Raw genomic sequence first — 23,136 nt, 5'->3', positions numbered from 1 at the left:
AATGCCAGCCCCTCCGGCGTTTGAGGCGTTCAGTCCAAGTAGCCCCTCAGCTGGTCCGCGAAGGCGTGGTCCCTCAGTTTGTTCAGGGTTTTGGATTCGATCTGGCGGATGCGTTCGCGGGTGACGCCGAAGATGCGGCCGATCTCCTCCAGGGTGCGTGGGCGGCCGTCCGCCAGGCCGTAGCGGAGTTGGACGACCTTGCGTTCCCGCTCCCCCAGCGTCGACAGGACCGCCTCGAGGTGTTCCCGCAGCAGCAGGAACGCCGCCGACTCGACCGGCGACGCCGCGTCCCCGTCCTCGATGAGGTCGCCCAGCGCGACATCGTCCTCCTCGCCCACCGGCGCGTGCAGCGACACCGGCTCCTGGGCCAGGCGCAGCACCTCGCTGACCCTCTCGGGCAGGAGTTCGAGGTGGGCGGCGACCTCCTCGGGCGTCGGCTCGTAGCCGCGTTCCTGGAGCATCCGGCGCTGGACGCGGACGACCCGGTTGATCAGTTCGACCACGTGTACGGGCACCCGGATCGTCCTGGCCTGGTCGGCGAGGGCGCGGGACATGGCCTGGCGGATCCACCAGGTCGCGTACGTGGAGAACTTGTAGCCGCGCGCGTAGTCGAACTTCTCGACGGCGCGGATCAGGCCCAGGTTTCCCTCCTGGACCAGGTCGAGCATCGTCAGCCCACGGCCCACGTACCGTTTCGCCACCGACACCACCAGGCGCAGGTTCGCCTCGATCAGCCGGCGCTTGGCCATCCGGCCCATGACGACCAACCGGTCCAGGTCCAGGGCCAGTTGACTGTCCAGGTCGGAGGCGAGCCGGAGTTTCTCCTCGGCGAACAGGCCGGCCTCGACCCGGCGGGCGAGTTCGACCTCCTCGGCGGCGGTGAGCAGCGGGATGCGACCGATCTCGCGCAGGTACTGGCGGAACAGGTCGGAGGATGGCCCGCTGGTGTCGGCGCGGGCGGGGGCACGGGCACGGAGCCGTTCGGCCGGCTCGCCGGGATCGGTGGGATCAGTGGGATCGGTGGAGTCGGCGGTGTCCATCGGTTCGAGGGGCTCGACCTGTTCTGCCGCGTCGAGCGCGTCCGGTGGGGGTTCGTCCAGGTCGGGCGGGCTGTCAGGTCCGGTCGTCTCGGGGTGGTGTGCGGCGCGGCTCTGCGGCGGCACGGCCGCGATGACCTCGGAGACGTCCGTGGCGTCCGTGACGTCCGCGTTCTCGGTGTCGGGCTGCGGCGTCGGTGCGGTAGTGCTGTCGGTCTGGGTGAGGGTCTGGGTCTGCACGGGGGCGACCTCCAGGATGATCGCTGCTGAGGCGTACGGCAGCGGTACTCGGGGGGCGGATTGGGCGGCCTCACCGCTGTCCGTCCCGTACGCGTTGAGCGGAACCGCGGGGGTGTCGGACCCGTAGGGGACGGGTCGGCCGCGCTCCGAGGACTCAGGCACCGGAACCCAGTGTGGAGTACGACACATCGCCGCCACGAGGGGCGTGCGACGACTTTTTGGGTCCGGTCCGTGACCACGTGGTTACCGTCGCGTCAGGTGCGGGGGCCTGCCCCGGGTGTTGTTCGTGGTCCGACCTGGCACGATCGGTCCGACGCCGGCCTCAGAGAGCCGCCGCGCCCTTCTCCCGCAGAGCCTGGTCGTACTGCTGGAGTACCCACAGTTCGTTCTGTACGGCGGCCAGTTCGGCCGGGTCGCCGTGGGTGGCCAGGCGGGTGTGGGTTACCTGGACCTGCTGGATGCGGCGTTCCACCGCTCTGCGGCGGACCATGACCAGCTGGTCGCTCGCGTACACGTCGTCGACCGTTCTGCGCATGATCGCCTCTACCGCCAGCTCCGTCACCATGGAGCGGACCGTGTTGTCGGGGGCCACCTCGCGGACGCGGACCAGGTACTCCTGGGGGTCCTGGACGCCGTACTCCGCGCCGCCCGCTTCCATGATCGCCTGGCGGACCGCGGCGTAGGGGGCGGCCGTGAACTCGTCGATGCCGTAGGCGTCGAAGGCCGGGGAGACCAACTCGGGGCGCTGGAGGGCGAGTTTGAGGAGTTCGCGTTCGGTGGCGTAGACCGGGTTGCGGAGGTTCAGGGCCGGGCCCGCGGGGCCCGCGGGGCGTGCGGAGGTCTGCTCGTACTGGTGGGGCTGGTGTTGCCGGCCGCCGGTGGGGGCCGGGCCCTTGCCGCCTCGGTCGCGGGCCCAACGGGCCAGCTGGGCCACCCTCTTGACGACGAACTGGGTGTCCAGGATGCCGAGCATGCCGGCGAGCTGGACGGCCACCTCGTGCTGTGCGCCGCTGTTCTTGATGCGGGCCACGATCGGTGCCGCCTCGTCCAGGGCGGCGGCGCGGCCCGCCGGGGTTTCGAGGTCGTAGCGGGCGGCGATCTGGCGCAGGGCGAACTCGAAGAGGGGGGTGCGGGGTTCGGCCAGGTCGGCGACGGCCTGGTCGCCCTTGGCGAGGCGCAGGTCGCAGGGGTCCATGCCGTCGGGCGCGATCGCGATGTAGGTCTCGGCGGCGAACTTCTGGTCGTCCTCGAAGGCGCGCAGCGCCGCCTTCTGGCCGGCCGCGTCGCCGTCGAAGGTGAAGATCACCCGGGCCGAGCCGTTGTCCATGAGCAGGCGGCGGAGGATCTTGATGTGTTCCGTGCCGAAGGCCGTGCCGCACGTCGCGATCGCCGTCGTCACGCCGGCCAGATGGCAGGCCATGACGTCCGTGTAGCCCTCGACGACGACCGCGCGGCTCGACTTCGCGATGTCCTTCTTGGCGAGGTCGATGCCGTACAGGACCTGGGACTTCTTGTAGATCGCCGTGTCGGGGGTGTTGAGGTACTTGGGGCCCGTGTCCGCCTCGTACAGTTTTCGGGCTCCAAAGCCGACTACCTCGCCGCCGATGTCGCGGATCGGCCACATGAGGCGGCCCCGGAAGCGGTCGATGGGGCCTCGGCGGCCCTCCTGGGCGATGCCGGAGAGCAGGAGTTCCTTGTCGGAGAAGCCCTTGCCGCGGAGGTAGCGGGTGAGGTGGTCCCAGCCCTGGGGGCTGTAGCCCACGGAGAAGTGCTCGGCGGCCGACTGGTCGAAGCCCCGCTCGGCCAGGAACTTGCGGCCCGCGTCCGCCTCCGGGCTGGTCGCGAGCTGCTCCGCGTACCACTGCGCGGCGATCTTGTGGGCCTCGACCAGGCGGATCCGCTCGCCGCGCTGGTGGGCGGGGTTGTAGCCGCCCTCCTCGTACCGCAGGGTGATGCCGGCCTGACCGGCCAGGCGTTCGACCGCCTCGGAGAAGGAGAGGTGGTCGACCTTCATCACGAACGTGATGGTGTCGCCGCCTTCCTGGCAGCCGAAGCAGTGGAACAGTCCCTTGCTCGGGCTGACCTGGAAGGACGGTGACTTCTCGTCGTGGAAGGGGCACAGGCCCTTGAGGTTGCCGCCGCCCGCGTTGCGCAACTGGAGGTACTCGGACACGACGGCGTCGATCGGGACCGCGTCCCGAACCGCCTTCACGTCCTCGTCGTTGATCCTTCCGGCCACGCAGTGATTCTACGGGGGCGGTACGACAGTGCTGTGACAGTCGCGGGCGGTGGGAGGGGCGGTCGGGGGCGCGGTCAGGGGCGTGGCCTCGGTTACGGGACCAGGCTTTCCAGCGGTACGTGCGGGGCCGCCAGAGCCTCCGTGTCCACCTGGGCCCGGGCGCGGATGAGCTGCTGGATGGGCTCTGTGACGTCCCACACGTTCACGTTCATCCCGGCCAGCACCCTGCCCTCCTTCACCCAGAAGGCGATGAACTCGCGCTTGCCCGCGTCCCCCCGGATCACCACCTGGTCGTACGAGCCGGGGGGCGCCCAGCCCGAGTACTCCATACCCATGTCGTACTGGTCGGAGAAGAAATAGGGGACGCGGTCGTACGTCGATTCGCGGCCCAGCATCGCGCGGGCCGCCGCCGGGCCGCCGTTGAGGGCGTTGGCCCAGTGCTCGACGCGCAGCCTGGTGTCGAACAGGGCGTGGTGGAAGGCGGCCACGTCACCGGCCGCGTAGATGTCGGGGTCGGAGGTGCGCAGCCGTTCGTCGACCGCGATGCCGCCGCCGTACGCGCGGTCCGCGAGGGTCAGTCCGGCCGCCTCCGCGAGGGCGGTGCGCGGGGCGGCGCCGATGGCCGCCAGGACGTCGTGGGCCGGGTGCTCCTCGCCGTCGTCCGTACGGGCCGCGAGGACCATGCCGTCCTGGCCGACGATCTCGGTGAGGCGGGCCCCGAAGTGGAAGCGGACGCCGTGCTCGCGGTGCAGCTCGGCGAAGAGGTTGCCCAGCTCGGGGCCGAGGACGGAGTGCAGGGGGGTCGACGCCGGCTCCACGACAGTCACCTCGGCTCCGTACTCCCGGGCCGCAGCCGCGACCTCCAGGCCGATCCAGCCGGCGCCGGCGATCACCAGGTGGCCGTTGTCCCGGCCCAGGGCGGCCAGGACACCCTTGAGGCGCTCGGCGTGCGCGAGGCGGCGCAGATGGTGGACGCCGGCCAGGCCGGTGCCGGGGATGTCGAGGCGGCGCGGCTCGGCGCCCGTGGCGATGAGCAGTTTGTCGTAGTTGACGAGGGTGCCGTCGTCGCCGAAGCGGACCGTCTTCGCCGTACGGTCGATGGCGTCGACGGTCTGGCCGAGGTGGAGTTCGATGTCGTTGCGCGCGTACCACGCGGGTTGGTGGACGAAGACGCTGTCGCGCTCCGCCTTGCCGAGGAGGTAGCCCTTGGAGAGCGGGGGCCGCTCGTACGGGTGGTCGCGTTCGTCGCAGATCAGTATCACGCGGCCGGTGAAGCCCTCCGTCCGGAGCGTCTCGGCCGCCTTGGCGCCGGCCAGTCCGCCTCCGACGATGACGAATGTCTGATCCGCGTCGACCACTTCATGCCTCCTCGTAATAACGGGTGCCACGTGTCGCCCGTGTCGCGTGATGCTGGTGCCCTGTGTGCGGGTGCCCCCTGGCGAGCGTCCCGCACGGAGTGTGATGGGGGAAGAGGGTGTGGCCCGATCAGGCCACGCAGGGTCACATCTGTGTCATATGCGGCTGGTCAGGCGCGCGTGCAGCGAACGCGCCGACGCGTCGGTGAGGGACGCGATCTGGTCGACGATCACCCGCTTGCGTGCCCGGTCGTCGGCCGCCGCGTCGAACAGCGCGCGGAACTGGGGGTCCAGGCCCTCCGGGGCGCGAGCGGTGAGGGCCTCGGCGAGTTCGGCGACGACGACGCGCTGGTCCGCGCGCAGCAGTTCCTGTTCGGCGCGCTGCATCACGTACCGGTCGGCCACCGCCTTGAGGACCGCGCACTCCAGGCGGGCCGCGCGCGGGACGACCAGTTCCGCCGCGTACCGGGTGAGCCGGCCGCTGCCGTACGCCGCGCGCGTGGCGCCCTCGGCGGCCAGGCAGAAGCGGCCGATGAGCTGGCTGGTGGCGTCCTTGAGGCGGGCCTGGGCGACGGCCGTGCCGTCGTAGCCGTGCGGCCACCACTCCTGGTCGAGGAGGCGGTCGAGGGCCTCGGCGAGTTCGGCGGGGTCGGTGTCCGCGGCCACGTACCGGCCCGTGGCGACGCGGAAGATCTCCTGGCGCTCGGGCTCCGCGTGCAGGCAGTTGGGGTCGATGTGACCTGCGTGCAGGCCGTCCTCGACGTCGTGCACCGAGTACGCCACGTCGTCCGACCAGTCCATGACCTGGGCCTCGAACGTCGTCCGCGTCCCGGGGGCGCCCTGGCGGACCCAGTCGAAGACCGGCCGGTCGTCTTCGTATACGCCGAACTTCGGGGAGGCCGGGTCGGTGGGGTGCGCGCCGCGCGGCCAGGGGTACTTGGTGGCGGCGTCGAGGGTGGCCCGGGTCAGGTTGAGGCCGACGCTGACGAGGTCGCCGGAGGAGCCGGCGTGGGCGCCGGTGGTACCGGTGCCGGTGGCCGCGGCGCGTGCGAAGCGTTTGGGTTCGATGCGGGTGAGGAGTCTGAGGGACTGGGCGTTGCCCTCGAAGCCTCCGCAGTCCGCCGCGAACTCGTTGAGCGCCTGTTCGCCGTTGTGCCCGAAGGGCGGGTGGCCGAGGTCGTGGGAGAGGCAGGCCGCCTCCACGAGGTCGGGGTCGCAGCCGAGGGCGGCGCCGAGTTCGCGGCCGACCTGGGCGCATTCCAGGGAGTGCGTGAGGCGGGTGCGCGGGCTGGCGTCCCAGACCTGGATGGGGGTCCCCCCGCTCGAACGAAGCTGAGAGTGGGGGAGGGCGCCCGGTGTCACCACCTGTGTCTTTCCGGCGAGGCGGCGCAGGGCGGAGGAGTGCAGTACGCGGGCGCGGTCGCGCTGGAAGGCGGTGCGGCCCGGACGTTTGTCCGGCTCGGCCGCCCAGCGGGCGACCGCCGTCGGGGCGTAGGGGGTGGGGGTGTTGTCGTTCTCGGGGGGCTGGGCGGTGGGGGTCGTGTTGGTGCGTGTGCCTTCCATGGTTCGACAGTAAGGGCAGGTACTGACAATTGGGGTGGGTGTGTACGTGCGGCGCGTTGTGGGCTGATCGCGCGGTTCCCCGCGCCCCTACAGGGCTGAGGCCAACTCTCTGGTCGCGGATGTCTCGGGGGCCGCTATCGCCTGGTCGTAACGGTGGAGGATCAGGCGGGCCATCGCCGGGTGGGCGCCCAGGGGGGCCGCGGCGATCCAGGGCGCGGCCTCTGCGCACTCCGTGGCGAAGCGGCCGGGGGCGGTGAAGTACGAGGCCACGGCGACCCGGTGGCGGCCCTGGGCGGCCAGGGCGCGTACCGCGGCGGGGACGGTCGGCGCGGCGGTGGTGGCGTACGCGGGGACCACGGGCACGCCCAGGTGCTCGGCGAGGAGCTGGGCCGTACGGCGGGTGTCGACGTCCGACTCCGGGTCGCGGGAACCCGCGGCGGCGAGGACGACCGCGCTCGAGCGGCGCTGCGCGTCGGTCATCCGGGTGCGCCAGCCGGCCTCGACGAGGCGGGCGTACAGGGTTTCGACGAGCAGGGGGTGCGGGCCGAGCGGGGGCGCCACGCGCGTGCGTGCCGATGACGCCGTGGCCATCTCGGGAATGTCCTGCTTGATGTGGTAGCCGCGGCTCAGCAGCAGCGGTACGAGGACGGCCTCGGCGGTGCCGAGTTCCGCGAGCGTGTCCGGGAGCAGGGGCGCGTTCAGCTCGATGTGCCCCAGGCGCACGGGCAGGTCGGGGCGCAGTTCGCGGACGCGCTCGGCGAGCGCGCTCACGGTGCTCAGGGCTCGCGGGTCGCGGCTGCCGTGGCCGACGAGGACGAGTGCGGGCGGGATCGGCGGAGTGGGGCGACGGCTGCCGTCGCGCGGGAGGCGGCTGAGCTGACTGCCGAGCTGGCTGGTGATCCGGTCCATGATTTGCGCCGTACTGTCGAGGTGGGCGCCTCCGGGCGGCCGGGGGCTCTGCTGGGGCTGCGTGGACTCGTCGTGCTGAAAGGGCGACGCCGTCATGTATCGATCGTGACGGTACGAGGTTGCCGCGCCGTTGCGCGTTGGTCACGGGTCTTTTCCGGGGGTTCACGGTGGGGTGAGGCGCGCGGTGAGGTGTGCTGTGAGGCGGCTTGACCTGGGATTATGGGCCTTGGAGTGAGGCTGGTCACGCTGGGGGCGGTGAACCGGGGCGGGGCTGGGGGCGTCTTTCCTGATCTAGGGCCGCGCAGGTCGCAGAGGGCTGCGGGTCGCTGCGAGGGCCAGCTGGGAGGGGCGCCGTCCGATGAGCAGTCCTGAGGTGCGTGAGGCGGGGGTGCCCTTGCGGTCGCGGGATCGGTTGTGGCTGCGGTTGCGGGCGTGGGTGCGGGTGCGGGTGCGGGTGCCTCGTACTCGGGCCGGGCAGCGGCGGGCCGTGCAGGTCGTGATGGCGCTGTGCGTGGTGGCGTTGTTGCCGGCCACATGGATGTTCGTCGCCGCGAGTGGCCGGTTGCGCGATGTGTCGGACGCGCCGCGTACCGACGTCGCCGTGGTGTTCGGGGCAGGGCTGTGGGGCGGGGAGCCGTCTCCTTATCTCGCGCACCGGTTGGACGCGGCGGCGGAGCTGTACCGGGCGGGGCGGATCAAGGTGGTGCTTGTCACCGGGGACAACAGCCGCGAGGACTATGACGAGCCGGATGCGATGCGGGCGTATCTGACGCGGCACGGGGTGCCGGACGGGCGGATCGTGAGTGACTATGCCGGGTTCGACACGTGGGACTCGTGTGTGCGGGCGAAGAAGATATTCGGGGTGGACCGGGCGTTGCTGATCAGTCAGGGGTTCCATATTCGTCGGGCTGTCGCGTTGTGCGAGGCGGCGGGGGTGGAGTCGTACGGGGTCGGGGTTGAGGCTCGGCATGATGTGACGTGGTACTACGGCGGGGCGCGGGAGATTGTCGCGGCGGGGAAGGCGGTGTTGGACGCGGTGTTCAAGCCGGATCCTCGGTTTTTGGGGCCGGTGGAGGTGGGGGTGCGGCGGGCTTTGGGTGGGTGAGCTCGCCCCCGCCGCCCCTACCCGTCCCATCCCTGGGGGCTGCGCCCCCAGACCCCCCTTTCGGCCCTGAAGGGGCCTCGTCCTCAAACGCCGGACGGGCTAAAAGAAGCAACCTCACCGGCGGACGCGTGTCCCGGGGAGGTCGTCGTGTCTGGTGTGTAACGGGGGGCGTTTCGGGGTGTAACACGGGCGTCGCACGCTGGCGGTATGGAGACCTCCGTGACGCCCACGCACTGCCCGTACTGCGCCCTGCAGTGCGGAATGAACCTCACGCCGGCAGCGGACGGGGGCGTCACGGTCGCCGAGCGCGTCGACTTTCCGGTCAATCGGGGTGCGCTGTGCGGCAAGGGCCGCACCGCACCCACGCTGCTGTCGTCGGCCCTGCGCCTCACCGAGCCGCTCGTCCGCCGGGACGGCGTACTCGTACCCGCCTCCTGGGAGGAGGCGCTGGACCGGATCGCCGAGGGACTGACCCGCACGCGTACGGAGCATGGCCCGGACGCGTGCGGTGTCTTCGGCGGAGGCGGGCTGACGAACGAGAAGGCCTACGCGCTGGGCAAGTTCGCTCGGGTCGTCCTCGGCACGTCCCAGATCGACTACAACGGGCGTTTCTGCATGTCGTCGGCCGCCGCCGCCGGGAACAAGGCCTTCGGGATCGACCGGGGCCTGCCCTTCCCGATGGAGGACATTCCGAAGACCGGCTGCGTCATCCTCGTCGGTTCCAATCCCGCCGAGACCATGCCGCCCGCCCTCCGCTACTTCACCGAACTGAAGCAGAACGGGGGGACGTTGATCGTCATCGATCCGCGTCGGACCCGTACCGCCGAGCAGGCCGATCTGCATCTCGCGCCGCGTCCCGGTACCGATCTCGCCCTCGCCCTGGGCCTGTTGCACTTGGTCGTGTCCCAGGGGCGCACCGACGAGGCGTTCATCGAGGAGCGGACCAGCGGGTGGGAGGAGACGCGGGCGGCGGCGATGGCCCACTGGCCGGAGTACGTCGAGCGCATCACCGGCGTGCCCGTGCCCCAACTCCGGGAAGTCGTACGGATGTTCTGCGAGCCGTCCGACGCCATGGTGCTCACGGCTCGCGGACCCGAGCAGCAGTCCAAGGGTACGGACACCGTGGGCGCGTGGATCAACCTGTGCCTGGCCACGGGGCGTTCGGGGCGGCCGTACTCCGGATACGGGTGTCTCACCGGGCAGGGCAACGGGCAGGGCGGGCGTGAACACGGGCAGAAGGCCGACCAGTTGCCCGGCTACCGCAAGCTGACCGACCCGGAGGCGCGGCGCCATGTGGCCGGCGTGTGGGGTGTCGACCCGGACTCGTTGCCCGGGCCCGGGCTGAGCGCGTACGAACTGCTCGACGCGCTCGGCACCAGCATCCGCTCCCTGCTGCTCATGGGGTCCAACCCGGTGGTGTCCGCACCCCGGGCCGCGCACATCCAACAGCGCCTGGAGTCCCTGGACTTCCTCGCCGTCGCGGATGTCGTGCTGTCCGAGACCGCCGCGCTCGCCGATGTCGTCCTGCCCGTGACGCAGTGGGCGGAGGAGACCGGCACGACCACCAACCTGGAGGGGCGGGTACTGCTGCGCCGGCAGGCCGTCGCTCCCCCGGAGGGTGTGCGAAGCGATCTGTACGTGCTGCACCAACTCGCCGCGCGGGCAGGGGTGGAGAAGGGGTTCCCGGTGGACCCCGAGGAGGTCTTCGAGGAGTTGCGCCGGGCCAGCGCGGGCGGGATCGCCGACTACTCGGGGATCACCTACCAGCGGCTCGCCGAGGAGAACGGCGTCTTCTGGCCGTGCCCCGCACAGGACGGCGACCTGTCGGACGATGCTCGTCCTGAGGCCGCCACCGTGCATCCCGGTTCCCCTCGTCTCTTCCTCGACCGGTACGCCACCGAGGACGGGCGGGCCCGGTTCGCCCCCGTGACCTACCGGCCGCTCGCGGAGGAGCCGGACGCCGAGTACCCGGTGCTGCTGACCACCGGGCGGGTCGTGTCGCAGTACCAGTCCGGGGCGCAGACCCGGCGTGTCGACGAGCTGAACGCCGCCGCGCCCGGCCCGTTCGTCGAGCTGCACCCCCGGCTGGCCGCGCGGCTCGGCGCCGGGGAGGGCGACGCCATCGCCGTCGTGTCGCGGCGCGGGCGGGCCGTGGCGCCGGCGCGGATCACCACCTCGATCCGCCCCGACACCGTCTTCATGCCCTTCCACTGGCCGGGCGAGGGCCGGGCCAACACACTGACCAATCCCGCCCTCGACCCGACCTCCCGCATGCCGGAGTTCAAGGCGTGCGCGGTACGGCTGGAGGTCGCCGTCCAGGGGTGAGGTGGCCGCGTTGGCCAGGGGTGAGGTCGCCGCGTTGTTCAGGGGTGAGGTGACCGCTTTACCGCTGGCTCACCGTCAGAACCGTGGCCGCGTCCCTCTCGTACGCCGCGACTTCGGCCTCGGTGAAGTCGCGGCGTTCCGTGAAGCCCAGGCCGACGACTGCGACGAGTTGTGTGTCGTCGCCGGTGGCGAAGACCGGGATGGCGAGCGAGCCTCTTGCCCGCACGGGGCGGCCTCCGACGGCCGCGACGCCGGTGGTGTCGGCCTGGAAGTCGGGGATGACGACGGTCTCCCGGCGCTGCGCGGCGGTGCCGGCCATGCCCTTGCCGAAGGGGATGACCGTGGTGATGTTCTGCACGGACACCGGCAGGTTGTGGGCGGCGACGAGCACGAGCTCGCGTTCCGGCCCGGCCGGATCGGCAGAGTCGGCCAGGTGGACCGAGCCGCACCAGCCGCCGTTGCGCTCGACGAACTCGGTGAGCCAGGCGGCCACTTGAGGGCGGGTGTTCTTCAGGACGGTTTCGTTGAGGTCGGGGGCGATGACAGTGGTCTGTCGGTGGGTCGTGTCGGTCATGGAGGGCTGAGCTCCTCTGCGTACGAGGTGAGGGGAATGGCTGCTGCTACCAGGTGACCGGGAGGGTTCGTACGCCGTGGACCGCGCGTCCCTCGTGGGCGTCCACCTCTGCCGGGGCTGTCAGTCGTAGGCCCGGCAGGCGGTGGAACAGGGTGGGCAGGGCGATCTGGAGTTCGGCGCGGGCGAGGGACTGGCCGAGGCAGTTGTGGAGGCCGTGGCTGAACGTCAGGTGGTGCTGGGTGTCCCGCGTGATGTCGAAGGTGTCCGGGTCCGCGAAGGCGCGGCGGTCACGGTTGGCCGCCTGGAGCGAGACGACTACGCCTTCCCCGGCCCGGACCGTGACTCCGCCGATCTCCACGTCCTCGGTGGCGATGCGCCGGATGCCGATGTGAACGATGGTGAGATAGCGCAGGAGTTCCTCGACGGCGCCCGGCACGAGGTCCGGATCGGCGTGCAGCGCGGCCAGTTGGGCCGGGTGGGAGAGCAGCGTCACCACGCCGAGGGACAGCATGCTCGCCGTCGTCTCGTGGCCCGCGATGAGCAGCATCACGGCAAGTCCGGCCGCCTCGGCGGCGGTTGCCTCGCCGGTGGCCACCCGTTCCGTCGCGAGCCTGCTCAGCAGGTCGTCGCCGGGTTCGGCGGTCTTGGCGGCGAGCAGCTCCATGAGGTAACCGAACAGCGCGCCCCAGCCCGCGCGCATCGCCTCCGGGCCGTCGGTCACGGTGGCGAACGCGGCTGCGTGGCGGTGGATGAACTCCCGGTCGGCGTACGGCACTCCGAGGAGTTCGCAGATGACGAGCAGCGGCAGCGGGAGGGTGAAGTTCTCCACCAGATCGACGGTGGGGCCCTTGGCCACGAGGTCGTCGATGAGCCGGTCGGTCAACTGCTGGATGGACGGCCGTAGTTCCTCGGCCCGGCGGAACGTGAAGTCGGGGATCAGCATCCGGCGCAGCCGGGTGTGGTCGGGCGCGTCCATGGCGAAGAGCTGGCCAGGGGTGCGGGGCGGCGGGGTCGGCTGGAGGCCGGGGAACCCGTCCCGGTGGTTCTCCGCGCTGAAACGGGCGTCCGAGAGGACAGCCCGGGCGTCCTCGTGCCGGGTGACCAGCCAGGGGGTGTTGCCGCCCCAGAGGGCGATACGGCTGATGCGGCTCTGCTCACGCAGGAGGGCGTACTCGGCGGGCGGGTGGAGGAGGGCGGTGCGGTGCATGGGGAGCGGGGGGAAGGTGGCGGTTTCGGACATGGGTGGGGCCTCCGCGTTGTGGTGGGGGGGGTGTGGGGGCGGGGATGAGCGGATGCGGGGTGTGGGGCGGGGGTGTGCGTGAAGGTGGGGGGTGCGTGCTTGGCAGTGGGCCCCGGGTGTCAGGCGTGGTCCGGCGGTGTGGTCGCGGGCAGGCCGGCCAGCTTCAGGAGTAGGCCCTTGACCTCTGTCGCGGTGATGGCCTCGCTGCTGTGTTCCGGTGTGGAGCACAGCAGTACGGGACCGTGTTCGGGGTCGCTCGGGACGCGACCGTGGCTGCCGCGGATCGACGAGGGGTCCAGCGGGACCGTCTGCATGCGGTAGCGAAACCCGAGTTTCTTGCGGGCCAGTTGGCCTGCCGCGCGCAGTTTCACCGACGGGTCGGTGTCGTCCCACAGGAGTTCCGCCGGGTCGTAGCCGGGCTTGCGGTGGATCTCGACCTGGCGGGCGAAGTCGGGGGCGCGGTCGTCGTCGAGCCAGTAGTAGTACGTGAACCAGGCGTCCTCGTCCGCCACCACGACCAGCTCTCCCGAGCGTTCGTGGTCCAGGCCCTGGGCCGCCTTGCTCACCGGGCCCAACACCTGATCCACGCCGTCGAGTTCACCGAGGATCTTGGCGACCTCGCGTACGTCGTCGGGGTCCCGTACGTAGACGTGCGCCACCTGGTGGTCTGCTACGGCGAAGGCGCGGGAGGTCCAGGGGTCGAGATACTCCATGCCGTCCTGGGTGTACACCTCGAGGAACCCGGCCCGGCGCAGCTCACGGTTGATGTCCACGGGGCGGGAGACCGGGGTGATGCCGTACTCGCTCAGCGCGACCACCGTGGCGCCCGCTGCGAGAAAGTGGTCGATCAACGGGCGCAGGGCGTCGTCGAGTTGGCGGGCCGCGCGGAGGGACGCCTCCGACTGGGGGCCGGAGCGCTGGGGCTCGTAGTCCATCTGCGGGATGTAGACGAGGGTCAGGTCCGGGTCGTGTTCGTCGAAGATCTGGCGGGCGGCGCCCAGGATCCACTGCGTGGAGGGCATGCCGGCGTTCGGGCCCCAGTAGGTGAACAGGGGGAACGGGCCCAGTCGGTCGGTTAGTTCGTCGTGCAGGGAGGGTGGCCAGGTGTAGCAGTCGGGTTCCTTGCGGCCGTCGGAGTAGTAGACCGGGCGCGGGGTCACCGTCCAGTCGACGTCGGCTCCCATGGCGTACCACCAGCAGATGTTGGCGACCTTGTAGCCGGGTGCGTGCTTTCGGGCGGTGTCCCAGATCTTCTCGCCGCCGACGAGGGCGTTGTGCTGTCTCCAGAGGAGCACCTCACCGAGGTCGCGGAAGTACCAGCCGTTGGCCACCGCGCCGTGGGTGGAGGGGAGTTCGCCGGTGAGGAAGGTGGACTGAGCGGTGCAGGTGACAGCGGGGAACGTGGTGCCGAGGCGGGCCTTGAAGCCCCGGTCGCCGAGCGCTGCCACGGCGGGCATGTGGCGCAGGAGGGCGGGGGTGAGGCCGACGATGTCCAGGACGACGAGTCGGTTGGTGTTCGGGATGTCGGTCATGAGTGCTTCCTTGCGGCCGGTCATGAGTGGTCCTGTACAAGGCCCAGACCGGTCAACCGGTCGCGGGCCCAGGCGAGTTCGGCGGCGATGCCGTCGGCGAGGTCGGCGGGTGGGCGGGGCAGGACGGACCAGGTGTAGGTCTCGACCTCGATGTGGTCGCAGCCGGCGTTCGGGCCGCCGAGCAATCCGGTGAGGACGGTGGTGAGTTGGTCGGCGGTGGTGCGGAGGGGCGGTTCGGGGTCGGCGTGCAACGGGGCGTGGAAGTGCGTGCGCCAGGGGGTGCGGATGCCGTCGCCGGTCGCTGCCGGAAGCCCTTCGCCGTCCAGTGCGTCCGGCAGGTCGTCTACGCCGACCACCCTGCCCTCGCTGATCGTTCGGGTCTGGTGCAGGAAGCGGCGTTCGGCCAGTTCGCGCAGGGCCGCGCGCGCTCTCGGGTCGGTCGGGTCGGGGGCCTCGACCGCGCAGGACGCCTGGAGCTTGACGACCGGCAGTCCGGCGTCGGCGAGCCGCCCGAGGGCTTCTTCGGGTTCCTCGAACTGGACGGCGAGATGGCAGGCGTCCAGGCAGACGCCGAGATGGTCGCGGTCGACGTCGGCGAACTCCCGTACCGCCTGCGTGGTGGTCTCCACGACGCATCCCGGTTCCGGTTCGAAGCCGACCCGAATACGTCGGCCTGTCTCCGACTCCAACTTACGTAGGCCCAGCGCCAGTTCGTCCAGGGCCCGGTGGGCCGCTTCCGCGCGTTCGTCCGGCCAGGGGGTGCGCCAGCCGAGCGGGAGGGTGGAGACGCTGCCGCGTCGGGCGTCGTCGGGGAGGAGGGCGGCGAGGACCCGGGCGCAGTCGAGGGTGTAGGCGAGGCGGGCCGGGTCGGCCCAGTCGGGGAGGTAGACGTCCTTCTTGACGACCTCGCGGTGGAACCCCTCGTACGGGAAGGCGTTGAGGGTGACGGTCTCCAGGCCGCGCACCGCGAGTTCGACCTTGAGGGACTCCAACGCACGCTTGTCCGCAGCGAGTTCGGTGACGGCTGGGCGGGCCAGCCAGAGACCGATGCCGAGTCGGCCGACGCCGAGGCGTTTCCGTACGGGTTCGGCGTGGGCGGCGAGTTGGGCGACGACCCCGGCGAGGTCCTCGGCCTGGTGGACGTTGCTGCAGTATGCGAGGTGGACGGGGGTGCCGTCGGGGTGGCGGAAGCGCACGGGCGGGTCACTCTCCCCCGCGTCGGATGGAGTTGCCCTCGAACGACGAGGTCTCGTCGGGCTTCGGCTCACCGTCGGTGTCGTCGAGGTCGAGGCGTCCGCTCTGGCCGTAGAAGGCGACCGGGTTGCGCCACAGGACGCGGTCGACGTCGTCGTCCGTGAAGCCGTCGGCGAGCATCGCGTCACCGGTCTTGCGGGTCTTCAACGGGTCGGAACTGCCCCAGTCGGCAGCCGAGTTGACGAGGACGCGGTCAAGTCCGTGTTCCCGCAGGATGCGGACCATGCGGTCCTCGCTCATCTTCGTTTTCGGGTAGACCGAGAAGCCGGCCCAGCAGCCGCTGTCGAGGACCATGCCGACCGTCAGTTCGTTCAGGTGGTCCAGGACGACGAGTTCGGGGGCGATGCCCGACTCCCGTACGACGTCCAGGGTCCGTCTGGTCCCGGCGGCCTTGTCGCGGTGCGGGGTGTGGACGAGGGCGGGCAGGCCGTGTTCCAGGGCGAGTTGGAGCTGTCTGGCCAGGACCTCGTCCTCCTCCTTCGTCATCGAGTCGTAGCCGATCTCGCCGACGGCGACGACCCGGTCCTTGGCGAGGTAGCGGGGCAGTTCGTCGAGGACGGGGAGGCAGCGCGGGTCGTTGGCCTCCTTCGGGTTGAGGGCGATCGTGCAGAAGTGCTGGATGCCGAACTGGGCTGCGCGGTAGGGCTCCCAGCCGAGCAGCGAGTCGAAGTAGTCGTAGAAGGTGTCGGGCGAGGTACGGGGCTGGCCGAGCCAGAAGGAGGGCTCGACGACGGCTCGTACCCCGGCCGCGTGCATCGCCTCGTAGTCGTCGGTGGTGCGGGAGGACATGTGGATGTGGGGGTCGAGGATGCGCATGGTCACACGGCTCCGTGGGGGGTGGTGGCGGGGTGCACGTGGTGCAGGAAGGGGAAGATGTCGTCGGGTACGGGGCGTCCGGCCGCCGCTCGTTCGCGGGCGAAGTCGGCGAGCATGCGGGCGAGTTCGGTGTCCGCCCGGTCCTCGAGGCCGGCGATCCGGGCGAGCGGGATCTCCTGGAAGACGCACTTCAGTACGGCCTGGCGGTATTCGTCCGCCGGGAGGTGGGCCGCCGCGTAGGGGCCGAGGGCGGCCTCGATGAGCGTGTTGTCGTTGCCGCGCAGGGTCTGCCGTACGAGGTCCAGGAACCGGCCGGTCCCGTCGCGGTCGACCTGTGGCAACGCCCGTAGGACGGCCCGTTGTTCGGCGGGGTCGCCATGGCGGTGGAGGGCTGACACCTCGTCGACGAGAGGCTGGTCGCGCAGCGGCAGCGCGGCCAGGAGCAGGGCTCGGGCTGCCTCGTCGACGGTCCGGCCGTCGGGCAGCGGGGCGCGCCCGCAGTGGCGGCGGACGGCGGGGAAGAGGGTACGGATGGCAGCGGGGTCGGCGGCGACTTCGGCCTGGGCGGTGTCGAGCCAGGCGCGGGCTTCGGGGGTGAGGGGAAGGGGAGACGGGAAAGGGGCACGGTCGGAAATCGGCATGGGGGTTTCCAGAACGGAAGTCGGAGAAGAAATGGGGTCCGGGAATGCCGGGTGGAGTGATGTGAGCAGCACGTCAGGTGCAGCTGGTCCAGCCGGTCGAACAGATCCAGCAGGGTCAGCGGGGAGGGCAATCCGGCATGGCTCGAGAAAGGCCTGAATAGGGGCAGGGAAATGGGCGTGGGTGGGTGAATGGCAAGGACGCCGGCGGAATGCGGCTCAGGAGGTGAGCAGGCTTCGGGCCTCGGCTCGACGCAGGAACTCCAGGGAGCTGCGGGCGAGTTCGGGGGCGTCCAGGGCGCCGCCCTGGATCTCGACGGACACCAGACCGCGGTGACCGAGGTCGGTCAGCGCCGCCAGTACCGGCGGGAAGTCGATCTCGCCCGCGCCGAACTCCAGGTGCCGGTGGACTCCGCGCACCATGTCCTCGATCTGGACGTTCTGGAGGTGCGGCGCGGCCAGGCTGACGCAGTCGAGCAGCGAGGCCGCCTCCACGCAGTGGGCGTGTCCGATGTCCAGCGTGATACCCAACAGCGGGTGTCCGTCGAGGAGTTCGCGCAGCCGCAGGCACTTCGCGACGGTGTCGACGAACATGTGCGGCTCGGGTTCGAAGGCGAGCGCGACCCCGTATGCCTCCGCTGTCTCCAGTGCCGCCCCGACGTTGGCGGCCAGTCGCCGCCAGGCCTCTGCCTCCGGGATGTCGTCCGGCGCGGGCCCGCTGCACAACTGAACGGTGGGAGAACCGAGTTCGGCGGCGATGCGGACGGCGCGCCGCAGCAGGTCGACCCGGCGCTCCGGTTCGCCGGTCATCAGCGTCGGCTGGTGCTTGCCCCAGGGGTCGAGGAAGTAGGGCGCCCCGGTCTCGACCGTGACGGTCAGCCCGAGTCGCGTCAACTGGGAGCGTAGGCGGGCGACTTGGTGGGCGAGGTCGTCGGCGTACGGGTCGAGGTGGTTGTGGTCGAGGGTGAGGGCGACGCCGTCGTAACCCAGGTCGGCGAGGATGCCGAGGACGTCGGAGAGGCGGTGGTGGGTGAACCCGTTGGTGCCGTAGCCGAATCTCAGGCCCATGGTCCGCCCTTCGTCACATGGCTCATGTCGGGGACACCCGTCTCGCGAGGCGCTGAGCCACCGGGTGCAGCACGCCCAGGAGCGCGGCGGCTACGGGCGCCCCCGCGCGCGCCGTGAGCGCCGTCTGGAGGGGGACGAGAGCGAGGATGCCCGCTCCCACCGCACGCCGGACGGAACCGGCGCTCGGATCGCGCACGGCACGCACCTGGGCCCGGCCGTACGTGCCCAGGTAGGCGAGAACTCCCGCGGAGGCGACGGCTGTTCGGGCGACCGTGGGACGGGGCAGGGCGCGCCGGGGTGGCAGCACGGCGGGGAGCAGGGAGGGCAGCACCGTCGACAGCGCCGTGGCCGACGACACGGCCAGCGTGGTGGCGGGCAGCCGCGCCGGCGCGCCGGAGATCTCGTGGCGGCTGAGGACGGTGAGCGTGTAGGTGTGCACGCCGGTGAGGAGTGCGGGTGCGGCACCGCGAGCGAGCGCGCCGGCCCCACGGGTCCCACCGGCCCCACGGATCCCATGGGTCCCACGGATCCCATGGGTCCCGTACGGCGGGGGGTTGCCGCCGCCCGCCACCGCACCCACCAGCACGTCGAGCGCACGCGCGCCCGCCATCGCCGCCGGGCCGGCCGGAGTCGACTTCAACTTCAGGTCGTACGCCCATATCAGCGCCGTCAGCGGCAGGGCGACCCCGAGTCCGCGTCGACCGCCCGACAGTGCGGCGAGGCCCAGGCCTGCGCCGGTCAGACCGGTGGCGACAGCCAGCGCGGTCCGGCGCGGTACCCGGCCGGAGGGCACCGGGCGGGCGGGCCGCTCGACCGCGTCGACGGCCGCGTCGGCGTAGTCGTTGAGGGCCATGCCGGCCCAGTAGAGACAGACGGAGGAGGCCATCGCGCCGGCGGTCCGGGGGCCCAGGGGGCGGCCTGCCGCAGTCGCGCCCGCCAGGATGTCGCCGGGGACGCTGAGCGCGGCGGGGGCGCGAACAAGGCTCAACAGGTCTGAAAATGCGGGGCGTTGAGACGTGACACGCGGTAAGGGTTGTCGAAAAACGGTTGGGGGAAGCGCTTTCCGGTCACTCATGGCCCCATGATTACCGAAAATATTTGAAAACGAATGCCCTCGACGGATATTGCCTGTTGTGAGGAAACTGACAAGAATTTGATATTGACATGTCTCAACCAGAAGCGTCGCGGCGCGGTTCGCGGCTGAGCCAATCCCCGCCCGCGATACGTCTGCCGCGCGCCCGCAGCCGGGCGGCGACGACCGGGCCGGCGACGTACACCCAGGCGAGTTCGGCGGTCCCGTCGGCATCAAGGGTCACCTGACGGGCCACGCGCTCGTACAGGCTGTGCGGGTCGCCCGGGACGCACTCCTCCAACTCGTCGAGGGCGGAGAGCAGTTCGTCGTACGCCTCCGGCAACGCGCTGACCAGGTCGCCGTGCACCACGCCGCCGGGTTCCGCCACGGCGTACGGGTAGCCCGGGCCGTCGTACAGCGCCGCGTCCGCGAGCCGCGCCGGGCGCGCCGGGCACGCCGGGCGGATACGGCCGTACAGGTACCGGTTGTGGTTGACCTCGCCGGGGCGGAGGGTGCCGTAGACGAAGAACGGGAGTCGCACCGGACGGCCTCTCACTCGTGAGGATGGGGAAACGATTCTCGCCATAAGTCGGGGTGAAGCCGCGAACCCTATGGACACGACATGTCATGAACCCTTAAATCTGACCGATCCCCACCGCCGTCACGACCACCGTCACCACCGTCACCACCGTCGTCACGGCCATCGTCACGACCGTCTTCACCCCATAGGAGACCGATGACCTCCCGTCTTGCCGCGGCCGGTGTGGCCGCGACCACCGCCGCTCTGCTCGCCGCCGCACTCTCCCCCACCGCCGACGCGGCCGACACGGCCGAGAAGCCGACGAGGGCCACCGCGATCAAGAACGCCGTCGCGGTCCTCGTGGACCAGGCCGCGCACCTGGGCCTGACCTCCGTACAGAGCACCGCAGTTCGGGACGTCGTCATCGACAAGGACGGCAGCCAGCACGTCCGCTATGACCGCACCTACCGCCAACTCCCGGTGCTGGGCGGGGACTTCGTGGTCCACCTGGCGCCCGACGGCGCCTACCGCAGCGCGAGCCGCGCCACGGCCCGCCCGATATCCCTCGCCACGATCAGCCCGGCGGTGTCCGCCCCCAAGGCCGCCGATCTGGCGGCGTCTGCGCTGCGCGCGGCCAACCTCGGCGAGGCGCTGAAGAAGGTAACCTCCAAGCCCCGCCTGGTGGTTGACGCCCTGCACGGCGCCCCGAAGCTCGCCTGGCAGACGGACGCGGTGGCGCTGGACTCGCTGGGCAACCCGGTCGCCCGTACGGTCGTGACCGACGCCCGGACCGGCGCCCAGATCGACGCCTGGGACAGCATCGAGACGGCGACGGGCGACGGCCAGTCCCTGTACGGCGGCACGGTCCCGCTGGAGACGACGGTGTCCGGATCGACGAACCAGCTCAAGGACCCGACGCGCGGCAACACGTACACGGGCGACGCCGCGAACGGCACCGACCTGTGCATCTTCGGCATCTGCATCCGCCGCGCCCCCGCCACGCTCTTCACCGACGCGGACAACCACTGGGGCACGGGTACAACGGCGGACCGGGCCTCGGCGGCGGTGGACGCGCAGTACGGCACCGACGAGACCTGGGACTACTACAAGGACACGTTCGGGCGCAACGGGATCAAGGGCAACGGGGTCGGCTCGTACAACCGCGTGCACTACGGGAGCAACTACAACAACGCGTTCTGGGACAACACCTGCTTCTGCATGACGTACGGCGACGGTGACGGGACGACGTTCGGCCCGCTGGTCTCGCTGGACGTGGCCGGGCACGAGATGACGCACGGCGTGACGTCGGCGACGGCCAACCTGACGTACTCGGGCGAGTCGGGCGGCCTCAACGAGGCGACGTCGGACATCTTCGGCACGCTGGTGGAGTTCAACGCGGCCAACTCCACTGACGTCGGGGACTACTTGATCGGCGAGAAGATCGTGAAGGCGGGCTTCGGACGGTCGGCCCTGCGCTACATGGACCAGCCCTCGAAGGACGGGAACTCGGCCAACTGCTGGAGTTCGGGCGTCGGGAACCTGGACGTCCACTACTCCTCGGGCGTCGCGAACCACTTCGCGTACCTGCTGGCGGAGGGCAGCGGCGCGAAGACGGTGAACGGCGTCAGCTACAACTCCCCCACGTGCAACGGCTCCACGGTCGCGGGCATCGGCCGGGACAAGCTCGGCGCGATCTGGTACAAGGCGCTGACCACGTACATGACGTCGTCCACGAACTACGCGGGCGCGCGCACGGCCACGCTGAACGCGGCGCGTGACCTGTACGGGACGGGCAGCGCGGAGTACGCGGCTGTGGCGGCCGCGTGGAGCGCGGTGTCGGTGGGCTGAGGCGGCGACGCGGTTTCGGTCGTCACTCCGGCGGGGCGGTGGGCAGGTTCGCCGGGGTGACCACCGAGTTGTTGTTCGATAGTTCGGCGGCTCTCACCAGCGGTGGAGCTCTTACCAGCGGTCGAGCTTTCACCAGCGGTCGAGGTGGAAGCGCGCGTTCAACGGCTGGAGGGCGAGCGCCGGTCGCGGGCGCACGGCGTCGGGATCCGTGAGGCGCAGTCGGTGGGCGGACCAGATGGCGGCCAGCAGCAGAACGCTCTCCACCGTCGACAGCGCGGCGCCCACACATACGCGCGGGCCGAGCCCGAAGGGAAAATACGAACCGCGGGGAATTGCCGACGCCTCTTTCCCGAGCCAGCGTTCCGGCACGAATTCGTCGGCATCGCGCCAGTAGCGGGGGTCGCGGTGATTCACCCACTGGCTCACCGTGACCGTCGTACCCGCCGGAATGAGATGGCCGCCGATTTCCACATCCACCCGGGCGTCTCGGCTGGTCACCCAGACAGGCGAGTACAGGCGCAGTGCTTCTCGCAGCACCGCGTCCGTGAAGGGCAATGCCTGCAACAGCTCCATTCCGTCGGATCCGTCGGATCCGTCGGAGTTCCGCACGAATGCCTTTTCAGCCTCGCTGTGCACGCGTTCCGCCGCGTCAGGGTGCCGGGCCAGTAATACGCTCGCCCACACCACGGCGTCATTGGTGGTTTCGAATCCGGCCATCAGCAGAGTGGCCAGTTCGTCACGGATCTCAGCTTCGCTCGGGGCCGGGGTGCTGTACAGCAGCGCGTGCAGAACGGGAGCCGCCTTGGGGTCGACGGCTTTCGGCGAGGACGAGACCTGCTCGAGGGTCCTGATGACCCGCTTGAGATGGCGGCGAATCCGCAGCTTGGGAGGAGTGGGCACCCACTCGGGCAGGACCACCGGCGAGGCCGACAGATCCATGATGGGGGCGACGAGGCCGGCGACGTCCGCGATCTGCTCGTCCGTGTACTCGTCGCCGAACAGCAGCCGTGTGACCAGCCGCAATGTGACCACGGAGACGTCCTGTTGCAGGTCGCGCACCTGGCCCGGGCGCCAGGACGCGAGCATTCGCCGCGCCTGCTCCCCCATCGTGGCGGCGGCGGTGGCGGACAGTTCACGGTCGAAGGCACCGTGGATGCGCCCGCGTCTGACACGCCACTCCTCGCCGTCGCTGCTCATGGTCGACAGCGGCAGCGACTGCCGGCGGCCGGCGCGCCGGGTCCCCGGACCCTGCTTGACGAAGTCCGAGTTCCTGTCGACGAGCATGCGCACGGCGTCCTCGGGTGACGCCAGCAGAACATTCTTGGGGCTGAGCCTTACCGCGTCTCCGTACTCGCCGGCGCAATGAGTGAGAAAACCCAGCGGGTCCGCCGAGAAGTCCGTCAGATTCCCGAGCACTCTTCCACCGTCGGGCCCTGGCATCTCGGTCAGCGCACGCACCGTCATAAGACTCCTGTCCGATCCGCAGAATCAGCCGCAGCGCATCGCGAACGCCGGGGTGCGGAATTCACACCCCGGCTTCGCGTATTGCCTCGCCGGTCAGTAGTACATGTACGGAGCCGTGAGCCGGTCCTTGCGAACCAGTCGCGCGAACAGCGCGCCGGTCAGAAGCATCTTGCGCATGGCAATGCACCCCCTGGGCATTTCGACGGGTGTACCCGGTCATTGGACATGTTGACGCTATGTATAACCTCGATTCTTCAGCGGGTTTCGGTCGCTGATCAGTGCGGCTGTTCGCCCGTAATGTCCTCCGCCGTTGGAGGACGGGCCGTCGCGTGACGCC

General features: G+C 70.7%; 19 protein-coding genes. 3 read left to right on the top strand and 16 right to left on the bottom strand.

The annotated features are described in order from the left end of the window. Window positions 1–29: 29 nt before the first annotated feature. From ABZ855_RS03800 to ABZ855_RS03780, 5 genes are all read right to left on the bottom strand, one after another. On the bottom strand, window positions 30–1,439 hold the full coding sequence (locus tag ABZ855_RS03800; protein WP_360800363.1) for an RNA polymerase sigma factor: 1,410 nt from the start codon (window positions 1,437–1,439) through the stop codon (window positions 30–32). 160 nt (window positions 1,440–1,599) lie between these two features. Continuing rightward, window positions 1,600–3,516, bottom strand: coding sequence for a DNA primase (dnaG, locus tag ABZ855_RS03795; protein ID WP_360800360.1), 1,917 nt, complete (start codon window positions 3,514–3,516; stop codon window positions 1,600–1,602). A 92-nt stretch (window positions 3,517–3,608) separates the two neighbouring features. Continuing rightward, complete coding sequence (locus ABZ855_RS03790) at window positions 3,609–4,874, bottom strand: FAD-dependent oxidoreductase (RefSeq protein WP_360800357.1); 1,266 nt, start codon at window positions 4,872–4,874, stop codon at window positions 3,609–3,611. Between the two features lie 153 nt (window positions 4,875–5,027). Continuing rightward, window positions 5,028–6,434: a deoxyguanosinetriphosphate triphosphohydrolase gene (locus ABZ855_RS03785; protein ID WP_360800354.1), complete on the bottom strand. Its 1,407-nt coding sequence runs from the start codon at window positions 6,432–6,434 to the stop codon at window positions 5,028–5,030. An 87-nt stretch (window positions 6,435–6,521) separates the two neighbouring features. Further along, window positions 6,522–7,439, bottom strand: a complete 918-nt coding sequence (locus ABZ855_RS03780) for a sirohydrochlorin chelatase (RefSeq protein ID WP_360800351.1) — start codon at window positions 7,437–7,439, stop codon at window positions 6,522–6,524. Between the two features lie 262 nt (window positions 7,440–7,701). On the opposite strand from ABZ855_RS03780, the gene ABZ855_RS03775 reads away from it, so the two are divergent. Both ABZ855_RS03775 and ABZ855_RS03770 read left to right on the top strand, forming a co-directional pair. Continuing rightward, window positions 7,702–8,448 (top strand): ElyC/SanA/YdcF family protein, encoded by a 747-nt coding sequence (locus ABZ855_RS03775; protein WP_360800348.1) that lies wholly within the window; start codon window positions 7,702–7,704, stop codon window positions 8,446–8,448. Between the two features lie 207 nt (window positions 8,449–8,655). Further along, window positions 8,656–10,773 carry a molybdopterin oxidoreductase family protein gene (locus ABZ855_RS03770; RefSeq protein WP_360800345.1) on the top strand — a complete coding sequence of 706 codons (2,118 nt, stop codon included), beginning with the start codon at window positions 8,656–8,658 and terminating at the stop codon, window positions 10,771–10,773. 58 nt (window positions 10,774–10,831) lie between these two features. Here ABZ855_RS03770 and ABZ855_RS03765 read toward each other — a convergent pair whose 3' ends face one another. The 9 genes from ABZ855_RS03765 to ABZ855_RS03725 all read right to left on the bottom strand — a co-directional run bounded on the left by ABZ855_RS03765 (window position 10,832) and on the right by ABZ855_RS03725 (window position 19,508). After that, on the bottom strand, window positions 10,832–11,347 hold the full coding sequence (locus ABZ855_RS03765) for a GAF domain-containing protein (RefSeq protein WP_360800342.1): 516 nt from the start codon (window positions 11,345–11,347) through the stop codon (window positions 10,832–10,834). Window positions 11,348–11,393: 46 nt separating this feature from the next. Further along, entirely contained in the window at window positions 11,394–12,587 is a 1,194-nt protein-coding gene (locus ABZ855_RS03760) for a cytochrome P450 (protein WP_360800339.1), read from the bottom strand. A 119-nt stretch (window positions 12,588–12,706) separates the two neighbouring features. Next, window positions 12,707–14,119, bottom strand: a complete 1,413-nt coding sequence (locus ABZ855_RS03755) for a nucleotide pyrophosphatase/phosphodiesterase family protein (RefSeq protein ID WP_360800336.1) — start codon at window positions 14,117–14,119, stop codon at window positions 12,707–12,709. Between the two features lie 20 nt (window positions 14,120–14,139). Beyond that, entirely contained in the window at window positions 14,140–15,315 is a 1,176-nt protein-coding gene (gene eboE, locus ABZ855_RS03750) for a metabolite traffic protein EboE (protein WP_360800333.1), read from the bottom strand. Between the two features lie 7 nt (window positions 15,316–15,322). Next, window positions 15,323–16,189, bottom strand: coding sequence for a TatD family hydrolase (locus tag ABZ855_RS03745; protein ID WP_360801117.1), 867 nt, complete (start codon window positions 16,187–16,189; stop codon window positions 15,323–15,325). Between the two features lie 2 nt (window positions 16,190–16,191). Further along, window positions 16,192–16,830 carry an EboA domain-containing protein gene (locus ABZ855_RS03740; RefSeq protein WP_360800330.1) on the bottom strand — a complete coding sequence of 213 codons (639 nt, stop codon included), beginning with the start codon at window positions 16,828–16,830 and terminating at the stop codon, window positions 16,192–16,194. 216 nt (window positions 16,831–17,046) lie between these two features. Further along, window positions 17,047–17,895 carry a sugar phosphate isomerase/epimerase family protein gene (locus tag ABZ855_RS03735; RefSeq protein ID WP_360800327.1) on the bottom strand — a complete coding sequence of 283 codons (849 nt, stop codon included), beginning with the start codon at window positions 17,893–17,895 and terminating at the stop codon, window positions 17,047–17,049. Between the two features lie 22 nt (window positions 17,896–17,917). Beyond that, window positions 17,918–18,883, bottom strand: coding sequence for an SCO3242 family prenyltransferase (locus ABZ855_RS03730; protein ID WP_360800324.1), 966 nt, complete (start codon window positions 18,881–18,883; stop codon window positions 17,918–17,920). Window positions 18,884–19,064: 181 nt separating this feature from the next. After that, window positions 19,065–19,508 carry a gamma-glutamylcyclotransferase family protein gene (locus tag ABZ855_RS03725; RefSeq protein WP_360800321.1) on the bottom strand — a complete coding sequence of 148 codons (444 nt, stop codon included), beginning with the start codon at window positions 19,506–19,508 and terminating at the stop codon, window positions 19,065–19,067. A gap of 195 nt (window positions 19,509–19,703) precedes the next feature. Between ABZ855_RS03725 and ABZ855_RS03720 the strand changes: the two genes are divergently transcribed. After that, the gene (locus ABZ855_RS03720; RefSeq protein WP_360800318.1) at window positions 19,704–21,335 is read left to right on the top strand and encodes a M4 family metallopeptidase; all 1,632 of its coding nucleotides are present in this window, start codon (window positions 19,704–19,706) and stop codon (window positions 21,333–21,335) included. Window positions 21,336–21,464: 129 nt separating this feature from the next. Here ABZ855_RS03720 and ABZ855_RS03715 read toward each other — a convergent pair whose 3' ends face one another. Further along, complete coding sequence (locus tag ABZ855_RS03715; protein WP_360800315.1) at window positions 21,465–22,799, bottom strand: cytochrome P450; 1,335 nt, start codon at window positions 22,797–22,799, stop codon at window positions 21,465–21,467. 93 nt (window positions 22,800–22,892) lie between these two features. Further along, complete coding sequence (locus tag ABZ855_RS03710) at window positions 22,893–22,967, bottom strand: cittilin family RiPP precursor (protein ID WP_360801114.1); 75 nt, start codon at window positions 22,965–22,967, stop codon at window positions 22,893–22,895. Between the last annotated feature and the right edge of the window lie 169 nt (window positions 22,968–23,136).

The organism is Streptomyces sp. NPDC047042 (genome assembly GCF_040644035.1).
Lineage (GTDB): Bacteria > Actinomycetota > Actinomycetes > Streptomycetales > Streptomycetaceae > Streptomyces.
The sequence above is the reverse complement of the archived record's forward strand: the minus strand, read 5'-3'. Positions and strand labels throughout refer to the sequence as shown.

Coding starts and splice junctions, on each gene's coding strand:
- ABZ855_RS03785 (WP_360800354.1), bottom strand. CDS start 6,434: ATGGAAGGCACACGCACCAACACGACCCCCACCGCCCAGCCCCCCGAG.
- ABZ855_RS03780 (WP_360800351.1), bottom strand. CDS start 7,439: ATGACGGCGTCGCCCTTTCAGCACGACGAGTCCACGCAGCCCCAGCAG.
- ABZ855_RS03775 (WP_360800348.1), top strand. CDS start 7,702: ATGAGCAGTCCTGAGGTGCGTGAGGCGGGGGTGCCCTTGCGGTCGCGG.
- ABZ855_RS03770 (WP_360800345.1), top strand. CDS start 8,656: ATGGAGACCTCCGTGACGCCCACGCACTGCCCGTACTGCGCCCTGCAG.
- ABZ855_RS03765 (WP_360800342.1), bottom strand. CDS start 11,347: ATGACCGACACGACCCACCGACAGACCACTGTCATCGCCCCCGACCTC.
- ABZ855_RS03760 (WP_360800339.1), bottom strand. CDS start 12,587: ATGTCCGAAACCGCCACCTTCCCCCCGCTCCCCATGCACCGCACCGCC.
- ABZ855_RS03755 (WP_360800336.1), bottom strand. CDS start 14,119: ATGACCGACATCCCGAACACCAACCGACTCGTCGTCCTGGACATCGTC.
- ABZ855_RS03745 (WP_360801117.1), bottom strand. CDS start 16,189: ATGCGCATCCTCGACCCCCACATCCACATGTCCTCCCGCACCACCGAC.
- ABZ855_RS03740 (WP_360800330.1), bottom strand. CDS start 16,830: ATGCCGATTTCCGACCGTGCCCCTTTCCCGTCTCCCCTTCCCCTCACC.
- ABZ855_RS03735 (WP_360800327.1), bottom strand. CDS start 17,895: ATGGGCCTGAGATTCGGCTACGGCACCAACGGGTTCACCCACCACCGC.
- ABZ855_RS03720 (WP_360800318.1), top strand. CDS start 19,704: ATGACCTCCCGTCTTGCCGCGGCCGGTGTGGCCGCGACCACCGCCGCT.
- ABZ855_RS03715 (WP_360800315.1), bottom strand. CDS start 22,799: ATGACGGTGCGTGCGCTGACCGAGATGCCAGGGCCCGACGGTGGAAGA.